Consider the following 19655-nt stretch of genomic DNA (forward strand, 5'->3'; position numbering starts at 1 on the left):
TAGAAGAATGCGGCGTAGCGCTGCTCCTTCTCCCACTGGTGGGAGAAGGATACGAAGGCTTGGCAGCTTGCTGCCTAGCCGAAGTTGGATGAGGGCCAGCGGTGCCCACTACCCCTCCCCGTTCACAACCTTATCGACCGCAGCCTGGGTCACCGCATGATACCCCGCGCGCGTCCCCGCATAGATCCGCCTCGCGATCGGCTGGCCCCACTCCCCCTCGCCCATGAGCGCCTCGAACAGCGGGCGGACGAACTTGGTGCGGCCGACGGTCGAGAGGAAGCGCTCGACCTGCGGCACGGCGGGCTCATAGCGGTTCTGCATCGCCAGCTCGAGCCAGAGGAACAGCACTTCGTTGTTGCCGGTGCCGGACAGGCCCAGCGCCGTATCGACCGCAGCGAGCTGCTGCGCGCTGCGGTCGTCCGGCACGCTCTTGAGGAAGCGCTGGCGCTCGGCGGTGGTCCATCCGGACCAGGCGCCCGAGGGAATCGTGCCGCCGGCCTTGTAAGCCTCCACGGCAGCGTCGACTTCGGCGAAAGCCTGCGGGTCGGGGCGGACGACGTTGTCAGGCAGCCCCGGCTCGAAGATCCACTCGCGCAGCTTGAGCCTGCTCGCCAAGGCGGCGTCACCTCGCACGAGGTTCTGCTCCATGTCCTCCAGCAGCATCTGCGATGTCGCGGGCTGGAAGGCGTGGCGGTCGAACCAGCTCCGCAGCCAGGCATCGAAACGCTGGCGGCCGACGATGTGCTCGACGGTGCGCAGGAATGCCGCGCCCTTGTCGTAGACGATCTCGCTGCCGGCGCTTTCGACCCCGTCGGGCTGGTGCAGCGCGGTGCCGGGATCGTCGCGGCCGACTTCGGCGAGGACGTCCTCGACCGTGGCGAAGCTCAGCGCTTCCTCCTGCTCGGCCCGCTCCTTGCCGTAGATCTCCTCCGTGATGCGCCCCTCGAAGTAGGACGTGACCCCTTCGTTGAGCCAGGAATCGCGCCAGTTGGAGTTGGTCACCAGATTACCCGACCAGGAGTGCGCCAGCTCGTGCGCGACGAGGCCTGTCAGGCTACGGTCGCCGGCGATGAACGTCGGCGTGAGGAAGGTCATCACCGGGTTTTCCATCCCGCCGTACGGGAACGCCGGCGGCAGGACGATCATGTCGTAGCGGCCCCAGCGGTAAGGGCCGTAGAGCGCCTCGGCCGCAGTCACCATAGCCTCTGTGTCGACCAGCTCGGCGGCCGCCCGGTCGAGCATAGCCGGCTCGGTCCACACACCGGTGCGCGGGCCGAGCGCGCGGAAGTCGATGTCTCCCGCCGCGATGGCGATCAGATAGGGCGGGACCGGCTTGTCCATCTTGAAGCGGAAGGCCCGCCGGTCGCCAAGATCCTCCGGCTCCCCCTGGCTTATGCCGGACATGACCACGTCGAGTGGCTTGGGGGCGGTGATCCGCGCTTCCCAGGTCTGGCGGATGCCGGGGCTGTCCTGAGTTGGGATCCAGCTCCGGTTGAGGATCGCTTGGCCCTGGCTGAGCAGAAACGGGTGCCGTCCGCCCGCCGTCTGCTCGGGAGCGAGCCACTGCAGCGCGCCCGCCTGCGGATTGGCCTGATAGGCGATGGTGATGCGCCGTGCCTGGCCGATCTCGATCGTCAGCGGGGCGCCCTTCTCGTCATCCGCTGCGCCGACCCGGAACGGCAGCTCCCTTCCCGCCTCATCGGTGATCCGCGCGATCCGCAGCCCGTCGCTGTCCAGCACGATGGTCTTGGCGTTCGGCCGCGCCAGGATGTCGAGCACCGCGGTACCGCCCACCTGCTTGCCCTGAAAATCGAGGGCGAGGTCGAGCGCCACATGGGTAACGCGGGCCACTTCCGGCTGAGCGTAAGTGGAGGTGTCACGCGCTTCGGGCGTTGTCAGGATCGGCGAGACCATCGCGGCGCCTTGCGCCGCCGGTGGCGCGGCCGGGATCGTGGTGCAGGCGGAAGCGAGAAGCAGGGCGAGCGTTGCGGCGGCAAGGCGCATGAAGAAACTCCGGCAGCTGATCGTTTCAGAGGGAACTATCGATCCCTCCCTGACCTGCCAATGAAGAATTGCGGGCTTGCGGTCGCTGTGACAGTGTCATATATTTTCGATATGGCTGCTGCACGATCCGCCAAGCCCGTTACAGTTACGCTGGGTCCGCTAAGCGACATGGTCCGGGAGCGGGTCGAATCCGGCCGCTATTCTTCCGCCAGCGAGGTACTGCGGGCTGGCTTGCGAGCGCTCGAGCGCGAGGAAGCCGCGCTCGATGAAATGCTCAAGAAGATGGTGCAGGAAACCCTGGCCGATCCAGGCGAGCTGATCCCGCACGAAGACGTTTTCGCGCACCTCGATGACTTGCATCGGCAGCGCACCGGGTCGTGAAAGATTACAGGGTTGTCTGGCAATCCGATGCGCGAAGCGATCTGATTGCCATCTATCGCTGGATAGCCGATGCCGCCGACCCGGGAACCGCCATCGGCTTCATCGAGGCCATCAGGGGCCACACCGGCAAGCTCGCGTCATTCCCTTCAAGAGGCCGCCCACGCGAGGACATCGGCCCCGGTATCCGTACGGTGCCTTTCAGACGGCGCACGCTGATCGCATACCGGGTCCATTCCGACTGGGTGGAAATCCTGCGTGTCGCTTACGCCGGACGACATTTGGGTCTGGACTAACCCCAGGTCACCTCGGGCGGGAGGCTCATCAGGATGGCGTCGATGTTGCCGCCGGTCTTGAGGCCGAACAGGGTGCCGCGGTCGTAGACCAGGTTGAACTCGACGTAACGGCCGCGCCATTCCTTTTGCGCGGCCTTCTCCTCGGCTGTGAACGGCTGCTCCGCGCGGCGCCGGACGATCTTCGGGAAGACGGAGAGGAACGCCTCGCCCACATCGCGAGTGAAGGCGAAGTTGCGTTCCCACGCGGCGTCGTCAGGGCATTCGAGATGGTCGTAGAAGATCCCGCCCACGCCGCGGGCCACGCCGCGGTGGGGGATGAAGAAGTACTCGTCAGCCCACTTGCTGAAGCGGTCGTAGTACAGCGGGTTGTGCGCCATGCAGGCGGCGCGGAACGCGGCGTGGAATTCCTCCGTGTCCTCCGCATAAGGGATCGGCGGGTTGAGATCCGCGCCGCCTCCGAACCAGGCCTTGCTGGTGGTGAGGAAGCGGGTGTTCATGTGCACCGCGGGCACGTGCGGGTTCGCCATGTGGGCGACCAGGCTGATGCCGGTGGCGGTGAAGCCGGGATCCTCGTCGCTCGCGCCGTTCACGCTCTGCGCGAAGCCGGGCGCGAATTCGCCCTGCACGGTCGAGACGTTGACGCCGACTTTCTCGAACACTTTGCCCTTCATCACCCCGCGCACGCCGCCGCCGCCTTCGCTGGCGTCCTCGGTCTCGCGATTCCACGGGATGTATTCGAACGCGGCGTCGGAGCCGGCCTCCCGCTCGATGGCTTCAAACTCGGCGCAGATGCTGTCGCGCAGGCTTTCGAACCACGTGCGGGCGCGCTCGGTTTGGGGGCTCCAGTCGTTCATGCCATTCACAACCTTTCAACCCCGTTCGTCCTGAGCTTGTCGAAGGGGACCGCTTTGTCTTCCGCGCCGCACTAGAAGGAAGGACGGCCCTTCGACAAGCTCAGGGCGAACGGGAAAGGGGTTGGGAGCCTTGCCAAAGCCGTTACCCTACGGCAAGGGGCGCGCATGGTTCCCCTTTCGTTCGCCCCCTCTCTCGAATTCAATGGTGAAGAATTCGCGCTCGTCGATGGGCGCGCGCTCTATTGGCCGCGGGAGCAGGCGCTGCTGGTGGCCGACCTTCATCTGGAGAAGGCCAGCTTCTACGCCAAGCACGGGCAGATGCTGCCACCTTACGACAGCCGCGAGACGCTGGAGCGGCTGGCGCTGGCGATCCGCGCGACCGGTGCGCGGCGGGTCTACACCCTCGGCGACAACTTCCACGACAGCGCCGGAACCGAGCGGCTGGAACCGCACGCCGCAGGTATGCTCGCCGCCCTCACCCGCGCGACCGACTGGGTGTGGATCACCGGAAACCACGATTCAGCCATGGAAGCAGCCGCCGGCGGGACGCTGGCGAAGGAACTGGAGATCGCCGGGCTCCTGCTGCGCCACCAGGCGAAGAAGGGCGAGACGCGGCCGGAGCTGTCGGGCCATTACCACCCCCGCCTGCAGCTCCGCGTTCGCGACCGGGCGATTCGCCGCCCTTGCGCGGTGATCGGCAGCGGCGGAGACGGCGGCGGGCGGATGATCCTGCCCGCTTTCGGTGCGCTCACCGGCGGCATGAATGCGGCCGATCCGGCGATTCTGGATGCGCTGCAGCCAGCCGCCGCGATCGATGCCGTGGTACCGGCGCGCGGGCAGCTTGCGACCTTCCCGCTGTGGCGCAAGGCGGCCTGACTCAACTCCCTGTCGCCAGCCCCTAGCACTTGGCGGCGAATCGCCCTAAGTAGCGCCTCAATCAACGGCAATCCAAGGAGCCTGCCCCATAGCCCGTCCCCCCCGGCGCATGATGACCCCGCCCGTAAAGAGCGGCCCGCGCTACGATAACATGATCCAATCGGACAAAGTCCGGGTGATCGACGAGAACGGCGAGAATATCGGCGTCATGTACACCAGCGAAGCGATCGAACAGGCGGCCGGCATCGGCCTGAACCTGGTCGAAGTCTCGCCCAACGCCGACCCGCCCGTCTGCAAGTTCCTCGACGTCGGCAAGCACCGGTACGAGGCGCAGAAGAAGGCCAACGCCGCCCGCAAGACACAGAAGACGCAGGAGATCAAAGAGATCAAGATGCGTCCCAACATCGACACGCACGATTACGACGTGAAGATGCGCAACGTGTTCAAGTTCCTCGAGGAAGGCGACAAGGTGAAGATGACCTTGCGCTTCCGCGGCCGCGAAATGGCGCACCAGGAACTCGGCATGAACCTGCTCAAGCGGGTGCAGGACGATACGGCGGAGATCGCCAAGGTCGAAGCCTATCCCCGGCTCGAAGGCCGGCAGATGCTGATGGTGCTAGCGCCGAAGTAAGGCGCCGGGACTACCCCGAAAGACTATGATTTGGCTGTCGGTCGTCGCCCACTTCGGGTATAGAAGTGGGCGAGGCTGCGGCGACTCATCGATCGGCTTCTGGCGATCCGCACTTCGCGCCCGTGGTGCTCCGTAGACGCGGACAACCATCTCCTGGCCGAGAGCCGTCCGCTTGCTCCCTCCTGCGAAAGAGCAAGCCATGCGAACGTTCACGATGCTGATGAAGCGCGGTCGCGGGCAGCAGCCGCAGCGCCTGGATTTCGACGCGGAGGATCCGGCGGACGCATTCTCAATCGCCCGGCGCGAAGGCGGCGACGAGCCAGTCGAGCTCTGGGAAGGCAGCCGGCGTCTCGGCCGCCTGACTCGGATGCAGGACGAGCTCTGGCGCATCGAATAGCCGCGCTTCGCGCCGGCACTTTCCCCCTCGCCATCTGTTGCAGACCCATGAGAGCGCCGACCCGACTGGCGCACATCGCGCTGTCCGGTTACAGGTGAAATCATGACCGATCCCGCCGACCCGATCACCCCGCGCCGCAAACCCAAGCCGGAGGTGACCACGATCGGTGGGCGGGCGCTCAAGCCCTCCACCCTGATGATGAGGCACGGGTACGACCCGGTGCTTTCGGAAGGCTCCCTGAAGCCGCCGATCTTCCTCACCAGCACGTTCGTGTTCGAGAGCGCGGAAGCCGGCAAGCGCCACTTCGAAGGCATCACCGGCAAGCGCGAAGGTGGGGCCGAGGGCCTCGTCTACTCGCGGTTCAACGGCCCCAACCAGGAGATCCTGGAGGATCGCCTGGGCGTGTGGGACGGCGCTGAGGACGCGCTGGTGTTCTCCAGCGGCATGACCGCGATCTGCGTGCTGATGATGGCTTACTGCCGGGCGGGCGACGTGATCGTCCATTCCGGTCCGCTCTACGCCGCCAGCGAAGGCTTCGTTGCGAAGGTGCTCGGCAAGTTCGGGGTGCGCTACGTCGACTTCCCGGCCGGCGCGACCCGCGAGGAACTGGACGCCGTGCTCGCCAGGGCGAAAGATATGGCCTCGGAAACGGGCGGCAAAGTGGCGATGGTCTACCTGGAAAGCCCCGGCAATCCGACCAACGCTCTCGTCGATATCGAAGCTGTGCGCGACGCGCGCGATGCCGCGCTCGATCCCGGCAGCACGCCGATCGCGATCGACAACACTTTTCTCGGGCCGCTGTGGCAGAGCCCCTTGCGACATGGCGCCGACATCGTCGTCTATTCGCTGACCAAGTACGCCGGCGGCCATTCGGACCTCGTGGCCGGAAGCGTTTCGGGCGCGAAGAAGTGGATGGATCCGGTCCGCAGCCTGCGCAACACGATGGGCGGCATCTGCGATCCCAACACCGCCTGGATGCTGCTGCGCAGCCTGGAAACGCTCGAGATCCGCATGCAGCGCGCGACCGAGAACGCGATCCGCGTGTGCGACTTCCTCGACGCTCACCCCAAGGTGGAAGGGGTCGGGTTCCTCGGCCTGCTCAAGGACCCGCGGCAGAAGGACATCTACCAGCGCCACTGCACCGGGCCGGGCAGCACGTTCTCGCTGTTCATCAGGGGCGGCGAGGCGGAAAGCTTCCGCTTCCTCGATACGCTCAAGGTGGCCAAGCTGGCGGTCAGCCTCGGCGGCACCGAGACCCTCGCCAGCCACCCTGCCGCGATGACCCACCTCTCCGTCGCCCCCGAGCGCCGGGCCCAGCTCGGGATCACCGACAACCTCGTGCGCATCTCGATCGGGATCGAGGATGCGGACGACCTGATCGCCGATTTCGACCAGGCGCTGGCGGCGGTTTAGGCCTGCACTGGAGATTGCGCCCGCGCCCTTCGACAAGCTCAGGGCGAACGGAGCCGGGCCGGGTAAGCCCCCACGTCCGTTCGTGGTGAGCTTGTCGAACCACGTCAGCGCGACGCCTCACATCTTGCGCTATCGTCCTTCGACAAGCTCAGGACGAACGGGAAGGGGTGTGGCTCAGCGCGCGCCTACTCTTGGACAACACCACATCCGTTCGTGGTGAGCTTGTCACCACATCCGTTCGTGGTGAGCTTGTCGAACCACGGACAGTGCGACGGCTGACATCTTGCGCTTGCGCCCTTCGACAAGCTCAGGGCGAACGGACATTGGGTGTAGCTCAGCGCGGCCGACTCTTGGACATCACTACATCCGTTCGTGGTGAGCCTGTCGAACCACGATTAGCGCAAGGCCTCAGATGCCGCTGGCGTCCTTCGACAAGCTCAGGACGAACGGGGTGAGGCAGGAAGGTTAGCTGGCTCGCGCCGCTACCCGCGCCACTGGCGGCGTTCCTCGGCCTGGCGCAGCACCTCGTAGGCTAGGCTGCAGGCGTGGAACTGCTTTGCCGCTTCCTCGTCGCCGGGGTTCACGTCGGGGTGGACTTCCTTGGCCTTGGCGCGCCAGGCCTTCTTGATCGCTTCGAAATCGGCATCGGCTTCGAGGCCGAGCACTTCGAGCGCGCGCATTTCGTCGCTGCTGCGGCTGCCGTCTCCGGAGCCCGCCCAGCCGTAATGCGACGCTTCGGTATAGCCGGCGCTGGCCTGCCGTTCGGTGCGGGCGCGGGCTTCCGCCTCTTCCTTGTCGAGGCCTTCGAAGTAGTCCCACTTGCGGTTGTATTCCGCCGCGTGGCGCTGGCAGAAGTACCAGCGGTCGGGGTTGTTCGGGGCCTTGGGCGCGGGGCAGTCCCCCGGCTCGTCGCAGCCGTGGCGGTCGCACAGGCGCACGGTCGTGGTCTCGCGAGCGCCCGCGTAGCCGCGCCAGCGGGGGAAGCCCCAGTCTATCGAGCGGCGCGGTCGGTTCACGGCTGCACTTCCATTTCCATTACACCTTAAGTGGCATGCGGGCCCCGCCCTGCCAAGCGCCCATTCCGCGACACTTCGAGACAAATGCTGCATTGCAATATGGCTGGAGCGCACGATATGGGCGCGGCAAGGAGTCTCGACGTGAGCAAGCAGTTGTCCGTTTCCGCCGCCTTCTCCATCTTCGCGATGGCGGCTTTCGTGCTGTTTGCGCCCCAGGCGCCGCGCCAAAGCGAAACGGGCGCGACGACCCTTGCCGCCGCGCCCGCGTTCAAGGCCTCGCTGCCGGACTTCTGAGGAAGCCCGGAGCGAAAGCGCCTTAGTTCATCACGATCGTAACGGCGCGCCGATTCTGCGCCCACGATGCTTCGTCCGAACCGAGAGCGACCGGGCGCTCCTTACCATAGCTGACCGTGTTCACGCGGGCGGCAGGCACGCCCAGGCTGACGAGATAGTTCTTCGCCGCGTTGGCGCGCCGCTCGCCAAGGGCGAGGTTGTAGTCGCGCGTGCCGCGCTCGTCCGCGTGGCCTTCGATCGTGGCGCGGGCGTTCGCGTACTGCTGCAGGTACTGCGCCTGGCTGCGCAAGGCGGCGGCATCCTGGCTGTCGATGTCGTACTTGTCGGTATCGAAGTAGATCGTGTCCTGCGTGCCGATCACCGACTTGAAGTGCGCCTGCGTGCCGGGAAGCGCACCGGCCGGGCCGGTGGGCGCGGGCGTCACGCTATCGGTCGGCTGCGGGGCCGGCGGCAACTGCTCGGGCGCCTTCTTGGCGCAGGCCGACAGGGCCAGCGCGCTGGTGGCGATGAGGGTAATGGCGAGACGGTTCATCTCTGAATCTCCTTCTTGTTATATCGCGCCGCGCAGAGCCCACGCGGGGCCCCGAGAGGGACAACGCGCTTATGGCAATACCGGTCCCCAAGCCGGATCCGATGCTCCGACCGGCGTTGCGAGACGCCGTTCGTTACGTCCTGTCAAATCGACCTGCCAGATCGTGGCGTCGCCCGAGCCCCGCTCCGTGCGGAAGAACTGCACGATGCGGCCGTTGGGGCTCCAGGTCGGCGCCTCGTCCTGCCAGCCGTTGGTGAGATGGCGCAACCCGCCGCCCGACGGGTTCATCACCGCCACGCGGAAGCCTCCGCCGATATGGGTGAAGGCGATCAGGTCGCCGCGCGGGCTCCATTCGGGCGTGGCCGCGCGGCCGCCGAAGAAGCTGATGCGGCGCTGGTCCGATCCGTCGGCGTTCATGATGTAGATCTGCTGGCTGCCCGAACGGTCGCTCTCGAACACGATCCGGCTGCCGTCGGGCGAATAGGAACCGCCGACGTCGATGCCGGGCGTGTTGGTCAGCCGTGTGCTGCGCCCGCCGGTCGCCGGGACCGAGTAGATGTCGGTGTTGCCGGCGACCGCCATCGAATAGAGGATCGTGCGACCATCGGGCGACCAGCGCGGCGCGAACGTCGGGTTCGTGCTCTCGGTCACCAGGTTCTGCCGGCCGCTGCCGATGTCGTAGACGTAGATCCGCGGATTGCCGTTGAGGTAGCTGAGGTAGACGATCTTCGAATAGTCGGGCGAATAGCGCGGCGTCAGCGCGGTCGACTGCCCGTTGGTGATGAAGCGGTGGTTGGCGCCGTCGGAGTCCATGATCGCCAGGCGCTTCACGCGGGCGTTCTTCGGCCCGGTTTCGGCGATATAGGCGATCTTGGAATCGAAGAACGGGCTTTCGCCGGACAGGCGCGAGTAGACGAGGTCGGCGCACTTGTGCGCGGCCCGGCGCCACTCGGCGGGCTGGACCACCCAGCCGGCGCGCGCCAGCTCGCTGCCCAGCGCGACGTCGTAGAGGTAGCAGCCGACGGTCAGGCGCCCGTCTCCCGCAGCGCGGACATAGCCCTGGACCAGCATCTCGGCGCTGCGGCCGCGCCAGGTATCGAACGCCGGCGCGGTGATCTGCGGATAGCTCGGGCGCGGCAGGGAGTCCGGCCCGACAGGGCGGAACAGGCCGTTGTTGCGCAGGTCGTTGAACACGACCCGCGCGAGCTCGTGCCCGAGCGCACCGGTGCCCTGCGAGTTCGCCGGGGTCGGCTGGTCGCGGTCGGTCGCGAAGGTGGGGATGGCGATGCCGAGATCCTGCCACGCGCTTTCGTCCGTGACGGTGAAAGTCAGGCCGCCCTGGTCCTCTCCGGCAGGCTGTGCCGGAGCGGGCTGCTGCGGCTGCGGCTGCGGCTGGGGCGCTTGCGCGGCGGCCGGGGCCGACACCAGGGCGGCAATGGCGAGAAGGAGATAATGCTTCATCACAGGTTCCTATCGAAACGAGCGCCGCGCACGGACTTCCACGCGTCGTAAAATTCATCGGGCAGATTGAACGGCGCCGCCAGTTGCACGGCGCGGATCGCCCGCTCGGCATGGAGCGGCGCCTGCGGGCGGTTGGAATCGTTGATGCCCTGCTGGTCCACAACCCGGGGCCGCCCTTTCAGGCTGCCGTCGGGATTGAGCTCCCAACTCAGGATCGTGACAAGCTTTTCCGCGTCGACGCCTTGCGGCGCGTTCCAGTGCGGCTTGATCTGGCGGATGATTGCAGATGTGATCGAGGCCTGCTCGGCCGGCCCGGCGCGCGCCGCGGGCGTGCCGCGGCTCTCGCTGCGCTCGCTGCCGCCCACGCCTTCGAGGAAGTCGTCGCCCAGACGGCTGCCGCCGGATCGGGTTGCCTGGGTCGGACGCGGCTCGGGCCGCGGGGTCGCCCTGGAGGTCGGCGCCGGCGCGGGCCGCGCGGAAGCGGCCGGCCGCGGAGCGGGGGTGCGCGTGACGGTAGGCTGGCGTGTCGGGCGCGGTGCGGGCTGCACCCGCTCGACCGGCCGCTCGATCACCGGCTCCGGGCGAGGCTGCGGCGGCTGCGGCTGGACCTCCGGTTCAGGCGGCGCGGGCTCCGGCGCCAGCACCGGGGCGATAGCGGCCTGCGGCTCGGCGGACGGATCGGGCGCCGTCGATTCCAGGCTCACCTCGCTCGCCAGGCTGACTTCCATCCGCTCCGGGATAGGCAGGCGCGTAGGCTCGTCGCGGACGTTGAACACCAGCGCGGCCACGAGCGCGACATGGGCAACCGCGGCCACGCCAAGCCCGACGCGCTCTTCGCGCCTGAGATGAGCGAATGGTGCCATCACCGCCACGGCTATGGAGCCTCGGCTGAACCCTGGGTGACCAGAGAAATGCGGTTGCACCCGGCACGGTTGAGCTCGCCCATCACGGCCATGACCCGCCCGTAATCGAGCACGCGGTCGGCCCGCAGCGTGATCAAGGGCGCATCGGCGGTCCCGCAGCCGAGCTGCTCGACTTCGTTGGGGAAGCTGCCGCGTTCGACCACGAGATCGTCCACGTAGATGAACCCTTCGCGGTCCACCGCGATGGTGATCTGGTCCGGTTCCTGGTCCAGCGCGTTGGCGCGGCTGTCCGGCAGCTCGATCGGCACGGCGCTCGCCAGCATCGGCGCGGTGACCATGAAGATGATCAGCAGCACCAGCATGACGTCCACGAACGGCGTGACGTTGATCTCCGCCATCGGCGTGCGCCGCTTCGAACGTCCGCGCCCGGAGGACTGAAGGCCCATCGCCACGACTAGCTCCTCCCCGGCACGGGGAGGGGGACCATCCGCAGGATGGTGGAGGGGGCCCGGCGGAACATCAGAGGTTGCGCTGGGCCCCCTCCGTCACCGGCCGGAGCTTGTCCAGAGCGACGCCGCAGGCGGCGTCGAAGGGGCCGGCGCCACCTCCCCGTTCCGGGGAGGATTTGCTGCAGACGCTCCATCACTGGCCCTCCAGCTCGCGGCTGATCTGGGCGTGCACCCGGTCTGCGAAGCGCTGCATGCGCGCCTCGAACGCGTTCACCCGGTGGCTGAAGCGGTTGTAGGCGATGACGGCCGGGATGGCGGCGAACAGGCCGATGGCGGTGGCGAACAGCGCTTCGGAGATGCCGGGAGCGACGACCGCGAGCGAGGAGTTCTGCTGCTCGCCGATCTGGAAGAAGCTGTTCATAATGCCCCAGACGGTGCCGAACAGCCCCACGAACGGCGCGACCGAGCCGGTGGTGGCGAGAAAGTTGAGACGTTCGGCAAGGGAGTCCGCTTCCGTCGCGACTTGCCCTTCCATCGCCAGCGCCACGCGCGACCGGGTGCCTTCGCGATCGGCCACGCGGCCGCCTGCTCCGGTCGAGTGCTGCAACTCGCTCAGACCCGCGGCGGCAACGCGGGCCGACGGCACGTCCTGCCGGCGCCGACCTTCGAGCAGCGTCTCAGGCTCCTTGGCCAGCAGGAATTCGCGCTCGAACGCGGCGCTGCGGCGGGAGACCTTGCCCATCCGCAGGGAGAAGCTGACGATGATCGCCCAGACCCAGATGCTGGCCAGGACCAGTCCGACGATCACGATCTGCACGACAATGTCGGCGTCGCGGAACAGCTGCAGGGGGTCGAGCCGGGTCGGCGCAGCCGCGGTGGCGGCTGCGAGGAGGGAGACGGTTGTCATGCTGATTTCGTATCACCCATAAATGTTGCAAATGCTGTGCGCCAGGGATCGGGCTGACGCCGCGGCCGTCCATCCGGCCCAACGAAGCCGACGCGCAATTGTGCCTCGGCGAGCAGATCCTCCCCTCGCAGCGCCTTCTGGTGCAGGCGGCAGGACGCGGCACGAAGTTCGACCGGCCGCGTGGAAATGACGATATCATCGTCGAGCTTGGCCGGCGCGGCATAGCGGATTGCCAGGTCGGCGACGGCATAGGCGCCCTCGCCTGCCTCGACAGCCGCGCGCTGGTCTATGCCGAGCAGACGCAGCAGGTCGGAACGGGCCCGCTCGAACCATTTCAGATAATTGGCATGGTAGACGATGCCGGACAGATCGGTATCCTCGTAGTAGACACGCACAGGGAACCAGTGCTGCGGGCCCTCCAGGAGCCCGGAGGATGGTTTTGGATGGCGCGCCATATATGAACGCTGCCTTACGAATCGCCGAGTCGCGCGGCAAGTGCCAAGCGGGCCGAACGGTTACGAAGCCGCGATCATCCGCCCCAGCGGAGCGCCGCCGAACAAATGCACGTGCAGATGCGGCACTTCCTGTCCCCCGTGGCGGCCGACGTTGGCGAGCAGCCGGTAACCGGGATCGACCAGCCCCTGCTCGCGGGCGACATGGCCCACGGCGCGGATGAAGCCGGCAATCTCCTCCGGCTCGGCACGAGCGGAGAAATCGTCCCAGCTGACCCATTCGCCCTTGGGAACGACCAGGATATGCACCGGCGCCTGCGGGGCGATGTCGTGGAAGGCGAGCGCCCATTCGTCCTCGTAGACCTTGTTGCACGGGATCTCCCCGCGCAGGATCTTCGCGAACACGTTCTCGCGATCGTACGGCAGGGTCGGATCGATCGGCATCAGGCTCCCCTCGAGGCTTTCTCGTCGATGCCGGACACGCCTTCCCGCTGGTCGAGCTCGGCGAGCACGTCGGCGAGCGGGATATCCTTCTCCTGCAGCAGCACGAGCAGGTGGAAGAGCAGATCGGCCGCTTCGCCGGTCAGTTCCTCGCGCGTGCCGGAGAGGGCGGCGATCACCGCCTCGACCGCTTCTTCGCCGAGCTTGCGGGCGATGACCGGAAGGCCGCGGGCGCGCAGCTGCGCGACGTAGCTCTGTTCGGGAGACGCCGAGCGGCGCCGGGCGATCGTGGCTTCGAGGCGGGTCAGCGTGTCCATGCGCGCCCGGCATGGCGCAGCGGGACGCGCCGCGTCAATCCTGCTCGCGATCCTTGTCCGGCCGGCGCATCGAGGCGCGGCGGCCGACGATCACGCCGAGGATGCCGAGAGCGAACAGGGTCAGCTGCGATCCTTCGGGCACTTGCGAGCCCTCGCCGGCCAGGACCGGCGCGGCGGAAAGAAACAGCCAGAGCGGGATGAGGATGCGGGCGACCATGCACCCGGCCTTTGTCCCGCCGGGCGGCGGCCGCAAGCGGGCAAAGATGAACGTCCCGTACCGGGACCATCAGCCCCGCGCCGGCAGGCCCGCGGCCCTCAGCGCGGCGTGCGCTTCGGCGATGCTGTAAGTGCCGAAATGGAAGATCGAGGCGGCGAGGACGGCGCTGGCATGCCCTTCCCTGACGCCTTCGACGAGATGCTCCAGCGTGCCGACGCCGCCGCTCGCGACGACCGGTATCGAGACCGAGTCGGCGATCGCGCGCGTGAGCTTGAGGTCGTAGCCGCGCTGGGTGCCGTCGCCGTCCATCGAGGTGACGAGCAGCTCGCCCGCGCCCAGTTCGGCGAGCCTGACGGCGTGTTCGACGGCATCGATGCCGGTCGCTCGCCGGCCGCCGTGGGTGAAGATCTCCCAGTGATCGTGGCTCCACCTCGCGTCGACCGAGGCGACGACGCACTGGCTGCCCATGCGGGCGGCGATGTCGGACACGACCTCCGGACGGGCGACGGCGGCGCTGTTGACCGCCACTTTGTCCGCGCCGGCGAGCAGCAGCGCGCGGGCGTCGTCCACCGTCCGGACGCCGCCGCCGACCGTCAGCGGCATGAAGCAGACTTCCGCAGTGCGCCGGACGATGTCGAGCAGGGTGCCGCGGCCTTCGTGGGTCGCGGAGATGTCGAGGAAGCACAGCTCGTCCGCGCCGGCCTTGTCGTAAGCCTGCGCCTGTTCGACCGGGTCGCCGGCGTCGCGCAAGTCGACGAAGTTGACGCCTTTGACCACGCGGCCCTCGGCCACATCGAGGCAAGGGATGACCCGGATGCGGACGGTCATAAATCCTCCCCGGCACGGGGAGGGGGACCGCCGCCGAAGGCGGTGGTGGAGGGGGCCCGCCATCTGGCGCAGCGCGTGCGGCGGGCCCCCTCCACCATCCCCGGAACAAGTCCGGGGCTGGTCCCCCTCCCCGTGCCGGGGAGGATCGGGTTCCTCGCGGCGCTCACCCGCGCCCTGCCATCTGGATCGCGGCGGTGAGGTCCAGCCGGCCGTCGTAAAGCGCGCGGCCGGTGATCACCCCTTCGATGCCGTCGTCAGCATGCAGTGCGAGCATGCGGATGTCGTCGAGGCCCTTTACGCCGCCGCTGGCGATCACCGGCAGATCGGTGCGCCGGGCGAGATCGACGGTCGCTTCGATGTTGCAGCCCTTGAGCATGCCGTCGCGGCCGATGTCGGTGAACAGGAGGCTGGCGACGCCGGCGTCTTCGAAGCGGCGGGCCATGTCCGTCACCGGCACGTCGGACAGTTCGGCCCAGCCCTCGGTGGCGACCATTCCGTCGCGGGCGTCGACGGCGACGACAATGCCGCCGGGAAACTCGCGCGCCATGTCCTTGACGAACTGCGGGTCCTTCAGCGCGGCGGTGCCCATCACCACGCGGGCGACACCGAGGTCGAACCAGCCTTCGACCGCTTCCGGCGTGCGGATGCCGCCGCCGAGCTGCACGTAGCCGGGGAAGGCTTCGATGATCGCCTCGACCGCCGCGCGGTTCTCGGCACGGCCGGCGAACGAGCCGTCGAGATCGACCACGTGGAGGTGCTGCGCGCCGGCTTCGGCGAACAGCAGGGCCTGGGCGGCGGGGTCGTCGCCGTAGACGGTGGCGCGGTCCATGTCGCCTTCGGCGAGGCGCACGACCTGGCCGCTCTTGAGGTCGATGGCGGGGAATACGATCATCGCCGCGCGGTAATGCGGCGGACCGGGTTTCGCAATCACCAACCTCCCGGTGGCGGCGGCGCTACTCCGTCCCGCCTTTCGAAGGCACGAACATGTCCTTGGGGATGTGCGTGATGCGGCAGGCAAGGTCCGCCTCTCCGCTGGCGACGATGAAGTGATCACCCGCATCAACGATCCCGGTCGAGAACACGACGTCGCGGACGTACATCAAGTCGTCCAGCGGCCGGGTGAGTTCCGCGTTCGCCTCCATCAGCGGAGGGTGGCTGGTGGCGATCACTTTCCACGGCTCCTCCGGATCGAGCAGCGACCAGTATGTGCGATAAATGCCGACGATCTCGTGCGGTTCGACCCCGTGCCACAGCGACAGCCAGCCGCGCTGTCCGGCGATCTCGGTCAGGATCGGCGGAGTGCCGCCGCCGATCCGCGCGGTTGAGGGCGTCCCCGCATGCGGGCGGATGTGCGGTTCGATGTGCGGCATCCAGTGCAGCGCATCGGGGCTGGAGGCGATGTTGATCGACGGGCCTGCGTGCCAGGGGCTGTCCGGCGGATAGGCGAAGAACAGCGCCCCGAGCGGGCGGGTCTGCGCCCAGTACTTGCCGCCGATCAGCCCTTCGAAGATCAGCATGTCCTTGTTCTGGTGGTCGAGGACGATGCCCTCGAACGTCCAGTCGAGCGCGTTGTCGGAGCTGTAGAGCGTGGTGGAGTGCCGTTCCGGGCTGACCGAGCAGGTGGTCATCAGGTAGCGATCGCCGACTTTACTGATCCGCGCGTCTTCCACCCCGTAGCACTGCCAGGTGCCGGCGGGCGCGATCGCCTTGTCGTAGTGGATCTGCACGATCTCCAGACCGTCGGGCGTGACCTCCACCGGCAGGAGCCAGGAGAGCGAAGTCAGCGCCATGACCTTCCAGCCATAGCCGTGGAGCTGGAACTTGCGCGGATCGGCGGTGTCGGCGAGGTTGAGCGGCCAGGCGTCGAGCACGTAGCCTTCCTGCGGATCCCAGCGGATCGCATGGACGTGATTATCGAAGATCGGCTTGCGCAGGGCTTCGGCGACGCGGACGATCAGCAGCAGGTTCCCATTTGGGAGCTGCGTCATCCCGGGATTGAACGCGCCGAGAACATAGGTTTCGCAGTCCAACTGGCCTGCGAGCGGCGAGCGTGACAGGTCAATATCGCCCGGGCACAGAACGAGTTGATCGACCGGGAAGGTGCTTGCCCCCTTGTTGCTGGTCATGGCGTCCATGATCTAATCCTTGATGCGCGGCTCGACCCGCATCAGCGACACGACGGTCCGCCTGGGCTGGCAAAGGAAGAAGTGCGCGGCAGCGGCGATGTCCTCCGCGCGCAGCATCTTGGCCTGGTGGATCATCTCGCGCTGTTTTTCGACCGGGATCTCCGGCAGCTGCATGTCGGTGCCGACCAGGCCGGGCTCGATGTTGCCGACCTTGATATCCTTCTCGGCAAGCTCCTTGCGCAGCGCCTCGGCGAAGGCCTCCACGCCGGTCTTGGTGGCGACGTAGACGGTCGACTCCCCGCCGCGCGACACGGCCGACATCGAGCCGATGAACAGGATGTCGCCGCCCGGCCCCATCCGCTCCACCACGCGCCGCGCGGTTGTCATCATGTGGGTGAGGTTGGTGTCGACGATGTAGCGGATCTTGTCGACTTCGGTGTCGCCGACGCCGTCCGCCGGCAGCCCGGCGTTGATCACCGCGATGTCGATGCCGCCGAGGTAGCTTTCCGCCTCCTCCACGAAGCGGTCGACATCTTCCTGCCGGGTGAGATCGATGTTGATCCCGTCGCCCTCGCCCACTTCGCGGATCCGCTCGAGCGCGTCGTCGAGATGCTCGGGCGTGCGGCCGCAGACGAAGACTTTCGCGCCTTCCGCAGCGAGCAGTACCGCGATCGCCCGGCCTATGCCGGTCGTGCCGCCGGTGATCAGCGCCTTGCGGCCCTTCAGCGAGGGCATCTCGGTGTGTGCGTCGGACAAGTTTTTGGGATCGGCCTCGGCCATGAAAATCGCCTCCTTTTTCGATGCGGAGACGTTCTGGCTAGCGCCCGGTTCCTGCAAACTTCGTGCGTGTATGACGCCTCGCGAGGGACCGTGGAGCGAGCGCCTGTCGTGGTTCGACAAGCTCACCACGAACGGGATGTGGGGTCACAAGCTCACCACGAACGGGATGTGGGGTCATGAGATCAGCGGAACGGGTCCCGGTCCATTCGCCCCCAACCCGTTCGTCCTGAGCTTGTCGAAGGACGAATGGGCCCGAGCCCGCCCTTAGGGCCGCCAGTCGAGGAAGCGCGCGAGCAGTGCGAGCCCGTAGGCCTGGCTCTTTTCCGGGTGGAACTGCACCCCCAGCAGGTTGTCGCGCGCCACGGCGGCGACGAGCCCGCCGCCGTGATCGGTCATTGCGGCGATTTCGCGCCCGTTGTCGGGCACGAAGTGATAGGAATGGAGAAAATAGGCTTCGCCCGGCACGACCAGTTCGGCACCGTCGTGGTGCGGCAGGGGGGAGACGTCGTTCCAGCCCATGTGCGGGATCTTGATCGCGGGATCGGTCCGCTCGATCGGTTCGACCTGGCCTTCGATCCAGCCGAGCCCGGGAGTGATGCCGTGCTCCAGCCCCCGCTCCGCCATGAGCTGCATGCCGACGCAGATGCCGAGGAACGGCACCCCGCCTTGCAGGACCCGCTCCTCGAGCGCTTCGACCAATCCGGAGATCGCCCCGAGCCCTTCCGCGCAGGCCTTGAACGATCCGACGCCCGGCAGCACGATCCGCTGAGCGCCGCGCACAGCGTTCGGGTCGGCGGTAACCGCAACCCGTTCCGCCCCGGCCGCCTTCAGCGCGTTGTGGACCGAGTGGAGATTGCCCGCGCCGTAATCGATCAGCGCAACGGCGTCAGCCACCGAGCTGGCCCTTCGTCGAGGGGATCGCCCCGCCCTTGCGCAAGTCGAGCTCGACCGCCTGGCGCATGGCGCGGGCGAAGCCCTTGTAGATCGCCTCGCACACGTGATGATTGTTCTGGCCGTAGAGCAGCTGGATGTGGAGCGTGATGCCGGCAGCTTGGGCGACCGAGTGGAACCAGTGCTCGATCAGCTCGGTGTCCCATTCGCCGAGCTTCTCCTGCGTGAAGCGGGCTTTCCACACGAGGTACGGGCGGCCGGAGATGTCCAGCGCGACGCGGGCCAGGGTCTCGTCCATCGGCGAGTAGGCGGTGCCGTAGCGGCCGATGCCGGCTTTGTCCCCCAGCGCGTCCGACAGCGCCTGGCCGAGCGCGATGGCGCTGTCCTCGGTCGTGTGGTGCTGATCGATGTGCAGGTCGCCGTCGACCTTGAGGGTGACGTCGATCAGCGAATGGCGGCTGAACTGTTCCACCATGTGATCGAGGAAACCGATGCCGGTGGAGACGTCGTACGCCCCCGTCCCATCGAGGTTCACCTCGACGAGAATCTTGGTCTCGGTCGTGTCGCGGCTGATCCGGCCCGTGCGCATGGCCCTGCGCTATAGGCGGAAACGCATCGCTGGCAACTCCCCGCGACACGTTCCTGCTTGACCGCGACGCGCCGTCTCGCCACCTATCCGACTGATATGAGTAACGATACGCCCGACAGCCTGATCCCCTACGACGAGATCGTGCAGGAAGCCTTGCGCGCCGTGGTCGGCCGCGTGCTGCGCGAGGTGGTGAGCAACGGCAGCGAACTGCCGGGCGCGCACCATTTCTACATCACGTTCAAGACGGGCGCAGCGGGCGTTTCCATCCCGAAGAACCTGCGCGAGCGGTTCCCGGACGAAATGACCATCGTCCTGCAGAACAAGTTCTGGGACCTGATCGTGGACGAGGACGGGTTCAGCGTCGGCTTGTCGTTCAACCAGGTGCCGGCGAAGCTGGAGATCCCGTTCTCCGCGATCACCGCCTTCGTCGATCCGGCGGTCGATTTCGGGCTGCAGTTCCAGGCGGCCAGTGGCGACACGGGCCCGCCCGAGCACGACGATGCGCAGAACGATGCGCCGGGCGCCGGGCCGGAACGTGGACCGACGCCGGACGTTACCGCTCCCGACGACGGCTCCAACGTCGTCACGGTCGATTTCGGCCGCAAAAAGTAACCGCGCGGCCCGCCGCGCTTCAGGGGCGAGG

26 protein-coding genes are annotated in these 19655 nt (G+C 67.3%); 8 read left to right on the forward strand and 18 right to left on the reverse strand.

The genetic code is table 11. The features are described 5' to 3' along the window. Positions 1–108: 108 nt before the first annotated feature. Positions 109–2004 carry a M1 family metallopeptidase gene (locus GRI75_RS09780; protein ID WP_160746795.1) on the reverse strand — a complete coding sequence of 632 codons (1896 nt, stop codon included), beginning with the start codon at positions 2002–2004 and terminating at the stop codon, positions 109–111. 111 nt (positions 2005–2115) lie between these two features. Between GRI75_RS09780 and GRI75_RS09785 the strand changes: the two genes are divergently transcribed. Together GRI75_RS09785 and GRI75_RS09790 are read left to right on the forward strand one after the other, a co-directional pair. After that, positions 2116–2385 carry a type II toxin-antitoxin system ParD family antitoxin gene (locus GRI75_RS09785; protein WP_160746796.1) on the forward strand — a complete coding sequence of 90 codons (270 nt, stop codon included), beginning with the start codon at positions 2116–2118 and terminating at the stop codon, positions 2383–2385. After that, positions 2382–2678 carry a type II toxin-antitoxin system RelE/ParE family toxin gene (locus GRI75_RS09790; RefSeq protein WP_160746797.1) on the forward strand — a complete coding sequence of 99 codons (297 nt, stop codon included), beginning with the start codon at positions 2382–2384 and terminating at the stop codon, positions 2676–2678. Before GRI75_RS09785 ends, GRI75_RS09790 begins: the two co-directional genes overlap by 4 nt. On the opposite strand, the gene hemF is transcribed toward GRI75_RS09790, so the two are convergent. Beyond that, entirely contained in the window at positions 2675–3532 is an 858-nt protein-coding gene (gene hemF / locus GRI75_RS09795) for an oxygen-dependent coproporphyrinogen oxidase (RefSeq protein WP_160746798.1), read from the reverse strand. The two genes, GRI75_RS09790 and hemF, sit on opposite strands and share 4 nt — an antisense overlap. Positions 3533–3697: 165 nt before the next feature. Here hemF and pdeM point away from each other — a divergent pair, with 165 nt between their 5' ends. From pdeM to GRI75_RS09815, 4 genes are all read left to right on the forward strand, one after another. Further along, a complete protein-coding gene (gene pdeM, locus GRI75_RS09800) occupies positions 3698–4408 on the forward strand; it encodes a ligase-associated DNA damage response endonuclease PdeM (RefSeq protein ID WP_160746799.1) in 711 nt (236 codons plus the stop codon). A gap of 109 nt (positions 4409–4517) precedes the next feature. Next, on the forward strand, positions 4518–5039 hold the full coding sequence (infC, locus tag GRI75_RS09805) for a translation initiation factor IF-3 (RefSeq protein ID WP_160746800.1): 522 nt from the start codon (positions 4518–4520) through the stop codon (positions 5037–5039). Between the two features lie 199 nt (positions 5040–5238). Beyond that, positions 5239–5436 carry a hypothetical protein gene (locus GRI75_RS09810; protein WP_160746801.1) on the forward strand — a complete coding sequence of 66 codons (198 nt, stop codon included), beginning with the start codon at positions 5239–5241 and terminating at the stop codon, positions 5434–5436. Between the two features lie 102 nt (positions 5437–5538). Continuing rightward, positions 5539–6849 (forward strand): cystathionine gamma-synthase family protein, encoded by a 1311-nt coding sequence (locus GRI75_RS09815; RefSeq protein ID WP_160746802.1) that lies wholly within the window; start codon positions 5539–5541, stop codon positions 6847–6849. Between the two features lie 482 nt (positions 6850–7331). Here GRI75_RS09815 and GRI75_RS09820 read toward each other — a convergent pair whose 3' ends face one another. Continuing rightward, positions 7332–7865, reverse strand: coding sequence for a J domain-containing protein (locus tag GRI75_RS09820; protein ID WP_160746803.1), 534 nt, complete (start codon positions 7863–7865; stop codon positions 7332–7334). Positions 7866–8006: 141 nt separating this feature from the next. Here GRI75_RS09820 and GRI75_RS09825 point away from each other — a divergent pair, with 141 nt between their 5' ends. Next, a complete protein-coding gene (locus tag GRI75_RS09825) occupies positions 8007–8159 on the forward strand; it encodes a hypothetical protein (RefSeq protein WP_160746804.1) in 153 nt (50 codons plus the stop codon). Positions 8160–8181: 22 nt separating this feature from the next. Here GRI75_RS09825 and pal read toward each other — a convergent pair whose 3' ends face one another. The 15 genes from pal to hisB form a co-directional block, all read right to left on the reverse strand. Continuing rightward, entirely contained in the window at positions 8182–8691 is a 510-nt protein-coding gene (gene pal / locus GRI75_RS09830) for a peptidoglycan-associated lipoprotein Pal (protein WP_160746805.1), read from the reverse strand. Positions 8692–8760: 69 nt separating this feature from the next. Then, a complete protein-coding gene (tolB, locus tag GRI75_RS09835; RefSeq protein ID WP_160746806.1) occupies positions 8761–10152 on the reverse strand; it encodes a Tol-Pal system beta propeller repeat protein TolB in 1392 nt (463 codons plus the stop codon). Continuing rightward, positions 10152–11015 (reverse strand): energy transducer TonB, encoded by an 864-nt coding sequence (locus GRI75_RS09840; RefSeq protein ID WP_160746950.1) that lies wholly within the window; start codon positions 11013–11015, stop codon positions 10152–10154. The genes tolB and GRI75_RS09840 overlap by 1 nt, the downstream gene beginning before the upstream one ends. Positions 11016–11026: 11 nt before the next feature. Then, positions 11027–11467, reverse strand: coding sequence for an ExbD/TolR family protein (locus tag GRI75_RS09845; protein WP_328597967.1), 441 nt, complete (start codon positions 11465–11467; stop codon positions 11027–11029). A 190-nt stretch (positions 11468–11657) separates the two neighbouring features. Further along, the gene (gene tolQ / locus GRI75_RS09850) at positions 11658–12371 is read right to left on the reverse strand and encodes a protein TolQ (RefSeq protein ID WP_160746807.1); all 714 of its coding nucleotides are present in this window, start codon (positions 12369–12371) and stop codon (positions 11658–11660) included. Beyond that, positions 12368–12826 carry a YbgC/FadM family acyl-CoA thioesterase gene (locus GRI75_RS09855; protein WP_160746808.1) on the reverse strand — a complete coding sequence of 153 codons (459 nt, stop codon included), beginning with the start codon at positions 12824–12826 and terminating at the stop codon, positions 12368–12370. Before GRI75_RS09855 ends, tolQ begins: the two co-directional genes overlap by 4 nt. Positions 12827–12886: 60 nt before the next feature. After that, positions 12887–13267: a histidine triad nucleotide-binding protein gene (locus GRI75_RS09860; protein WP_160746809.1), complete on the reverse strand. Its 381-nt coding sequence runs from the start codon at positions 13265–13267 to the stop codon at positions 12887–12889. Beyond that, entirely contained in the window at positions 13267–13581 is a 315-nt protein-coding gene (locus GRI75_RS09865; protein WP_160746810.1) for a phosphoribosyl-ATP diphosphatase, read from the reverse strand. Before GRI75_RS09865 ends, GRI75_RS09860 begins: the two co-directional genes overlap by 1 nt. 34 nt (positions 13582–13615) lie before the next feature. Beyond that, positions 13616–13798 carry a hypothetical protein gene (locus GRI75_RS09870; protein WP_160746811.1) on the reverse strand — a complete coding sequence of 61 codons (183 nt, stop codon included), beginning with the start codon at positions 13796–13798 and terminating at the stop codon, positions 13616–13618. A gap of 69 nt (positions 13799–13867) precedes the next feature. Beyond that, the gene (gene hisF / locus GRI75_RS09875; protein WP_160746812.1) at positions 13868–14626 is read right to left on the reverse strand and encodes an imidazole glycerol phosphate synthase subunit HisF; all 759 of its coding nucleotides are present in this window, start codon (positions 14624–14626) and stop codon (positions 13868–13870) included. Positions 14627–14789: 163 nt separating this feature from the next. Further along, positions 14790–15518 carry a 1-(5-phosphoribosyl)-5-[(5-phosphoribosylamino)methylideneamino]imidazole-4-carboxamide isomerase gene (hisA, locus tag GRI75_RS09880; protein ID WP_160746813.1) on the reverse strand — a complete coding sequence of 243 codons (729 nt, stop codon included), beginning with the start codon at positions 15516–15518 and terminating at the stop codon, positions 14790–14792. 61 nt (positions 15519–15579) lie between these two features. After that, the gene (locus GRI75_RS09885) at positions 15580–16761 is read right to left on the reverse strand and encodes a glycoside hydrolase family 130 protein (protein ID WP_407925142.1); all 1182 of its coding nucleotides are present in this window, start codon (positions 16759–16761) and stop codon (positions 15580–15582) included. Positions 16762–16764: 3 nt separating this feature from the next. Then, positions 16765–17532 carry an SDR family oxidoreductase gene (locus GRI75_RS09890; protein WP_160746814.1) on the reverse strand — a complete coding sequence of 256 codons (768 nt, stop codon included), beginning with the start codon at positions 17530–17532 and terminating at the stop codon, positions 16765–16767. A gap of 264 nt (positions 17533–17796) precedes the next feature. Beyond that, positions 17797–18426 (reverse strand): imidazole glycerol phosphate synthase subunit HisH, encoded by a 630-nt coding sequence (gene hisH / locus GRI75_RS09895; protein WP_160746815.1) that lies wholly within the window; start codon positions 18424–18426, stop codon positions 17797–17799. Further along, a complete protein-coding gene (hisB, locus tag GRI75_RS09900) occupies positions 18419–19012 on the reverse strand; it encodes an imidazoleglycerol-phosphate dehydratase HisB (RefSeq protein WP_160746816.1) in 594 nt (197 codons plus the stop codon). The genes hisH and hisB overlap by 8 nt, the downstream gene beginning before the upstream one ends. Positions 19013–19108: 96 nt before the next feature. Between hisB and GRI75_RS09905 the strand changes: the two genes are divergently transcribed. Beyond that, the gene (locus tag GRI75_RS09905) at positions 19109–19624 is read left to right on the forward strand and encodes an SspB family protein (RefSeq protein ID WP_160746817.1); all 516 of its coding nucleotides are present in this window, start codon (positions 19109–19111) and stop codon (positions 19622–19624) included. Positions 19625–19655 lie beyond the last annotated feature (31 nt).

Origin of the sequence: Croceibacterium soli, from assembly GCF_009828065.1 — a bacterium.
Taxonomy (GTDB): domain Bacteria; phylum Pseudomonadota; class Alphaproteobacteria; order Sphingomonadales; family Sphingomonadaceae; genus Croceibacterium_B; species Croceibacterium_B soli.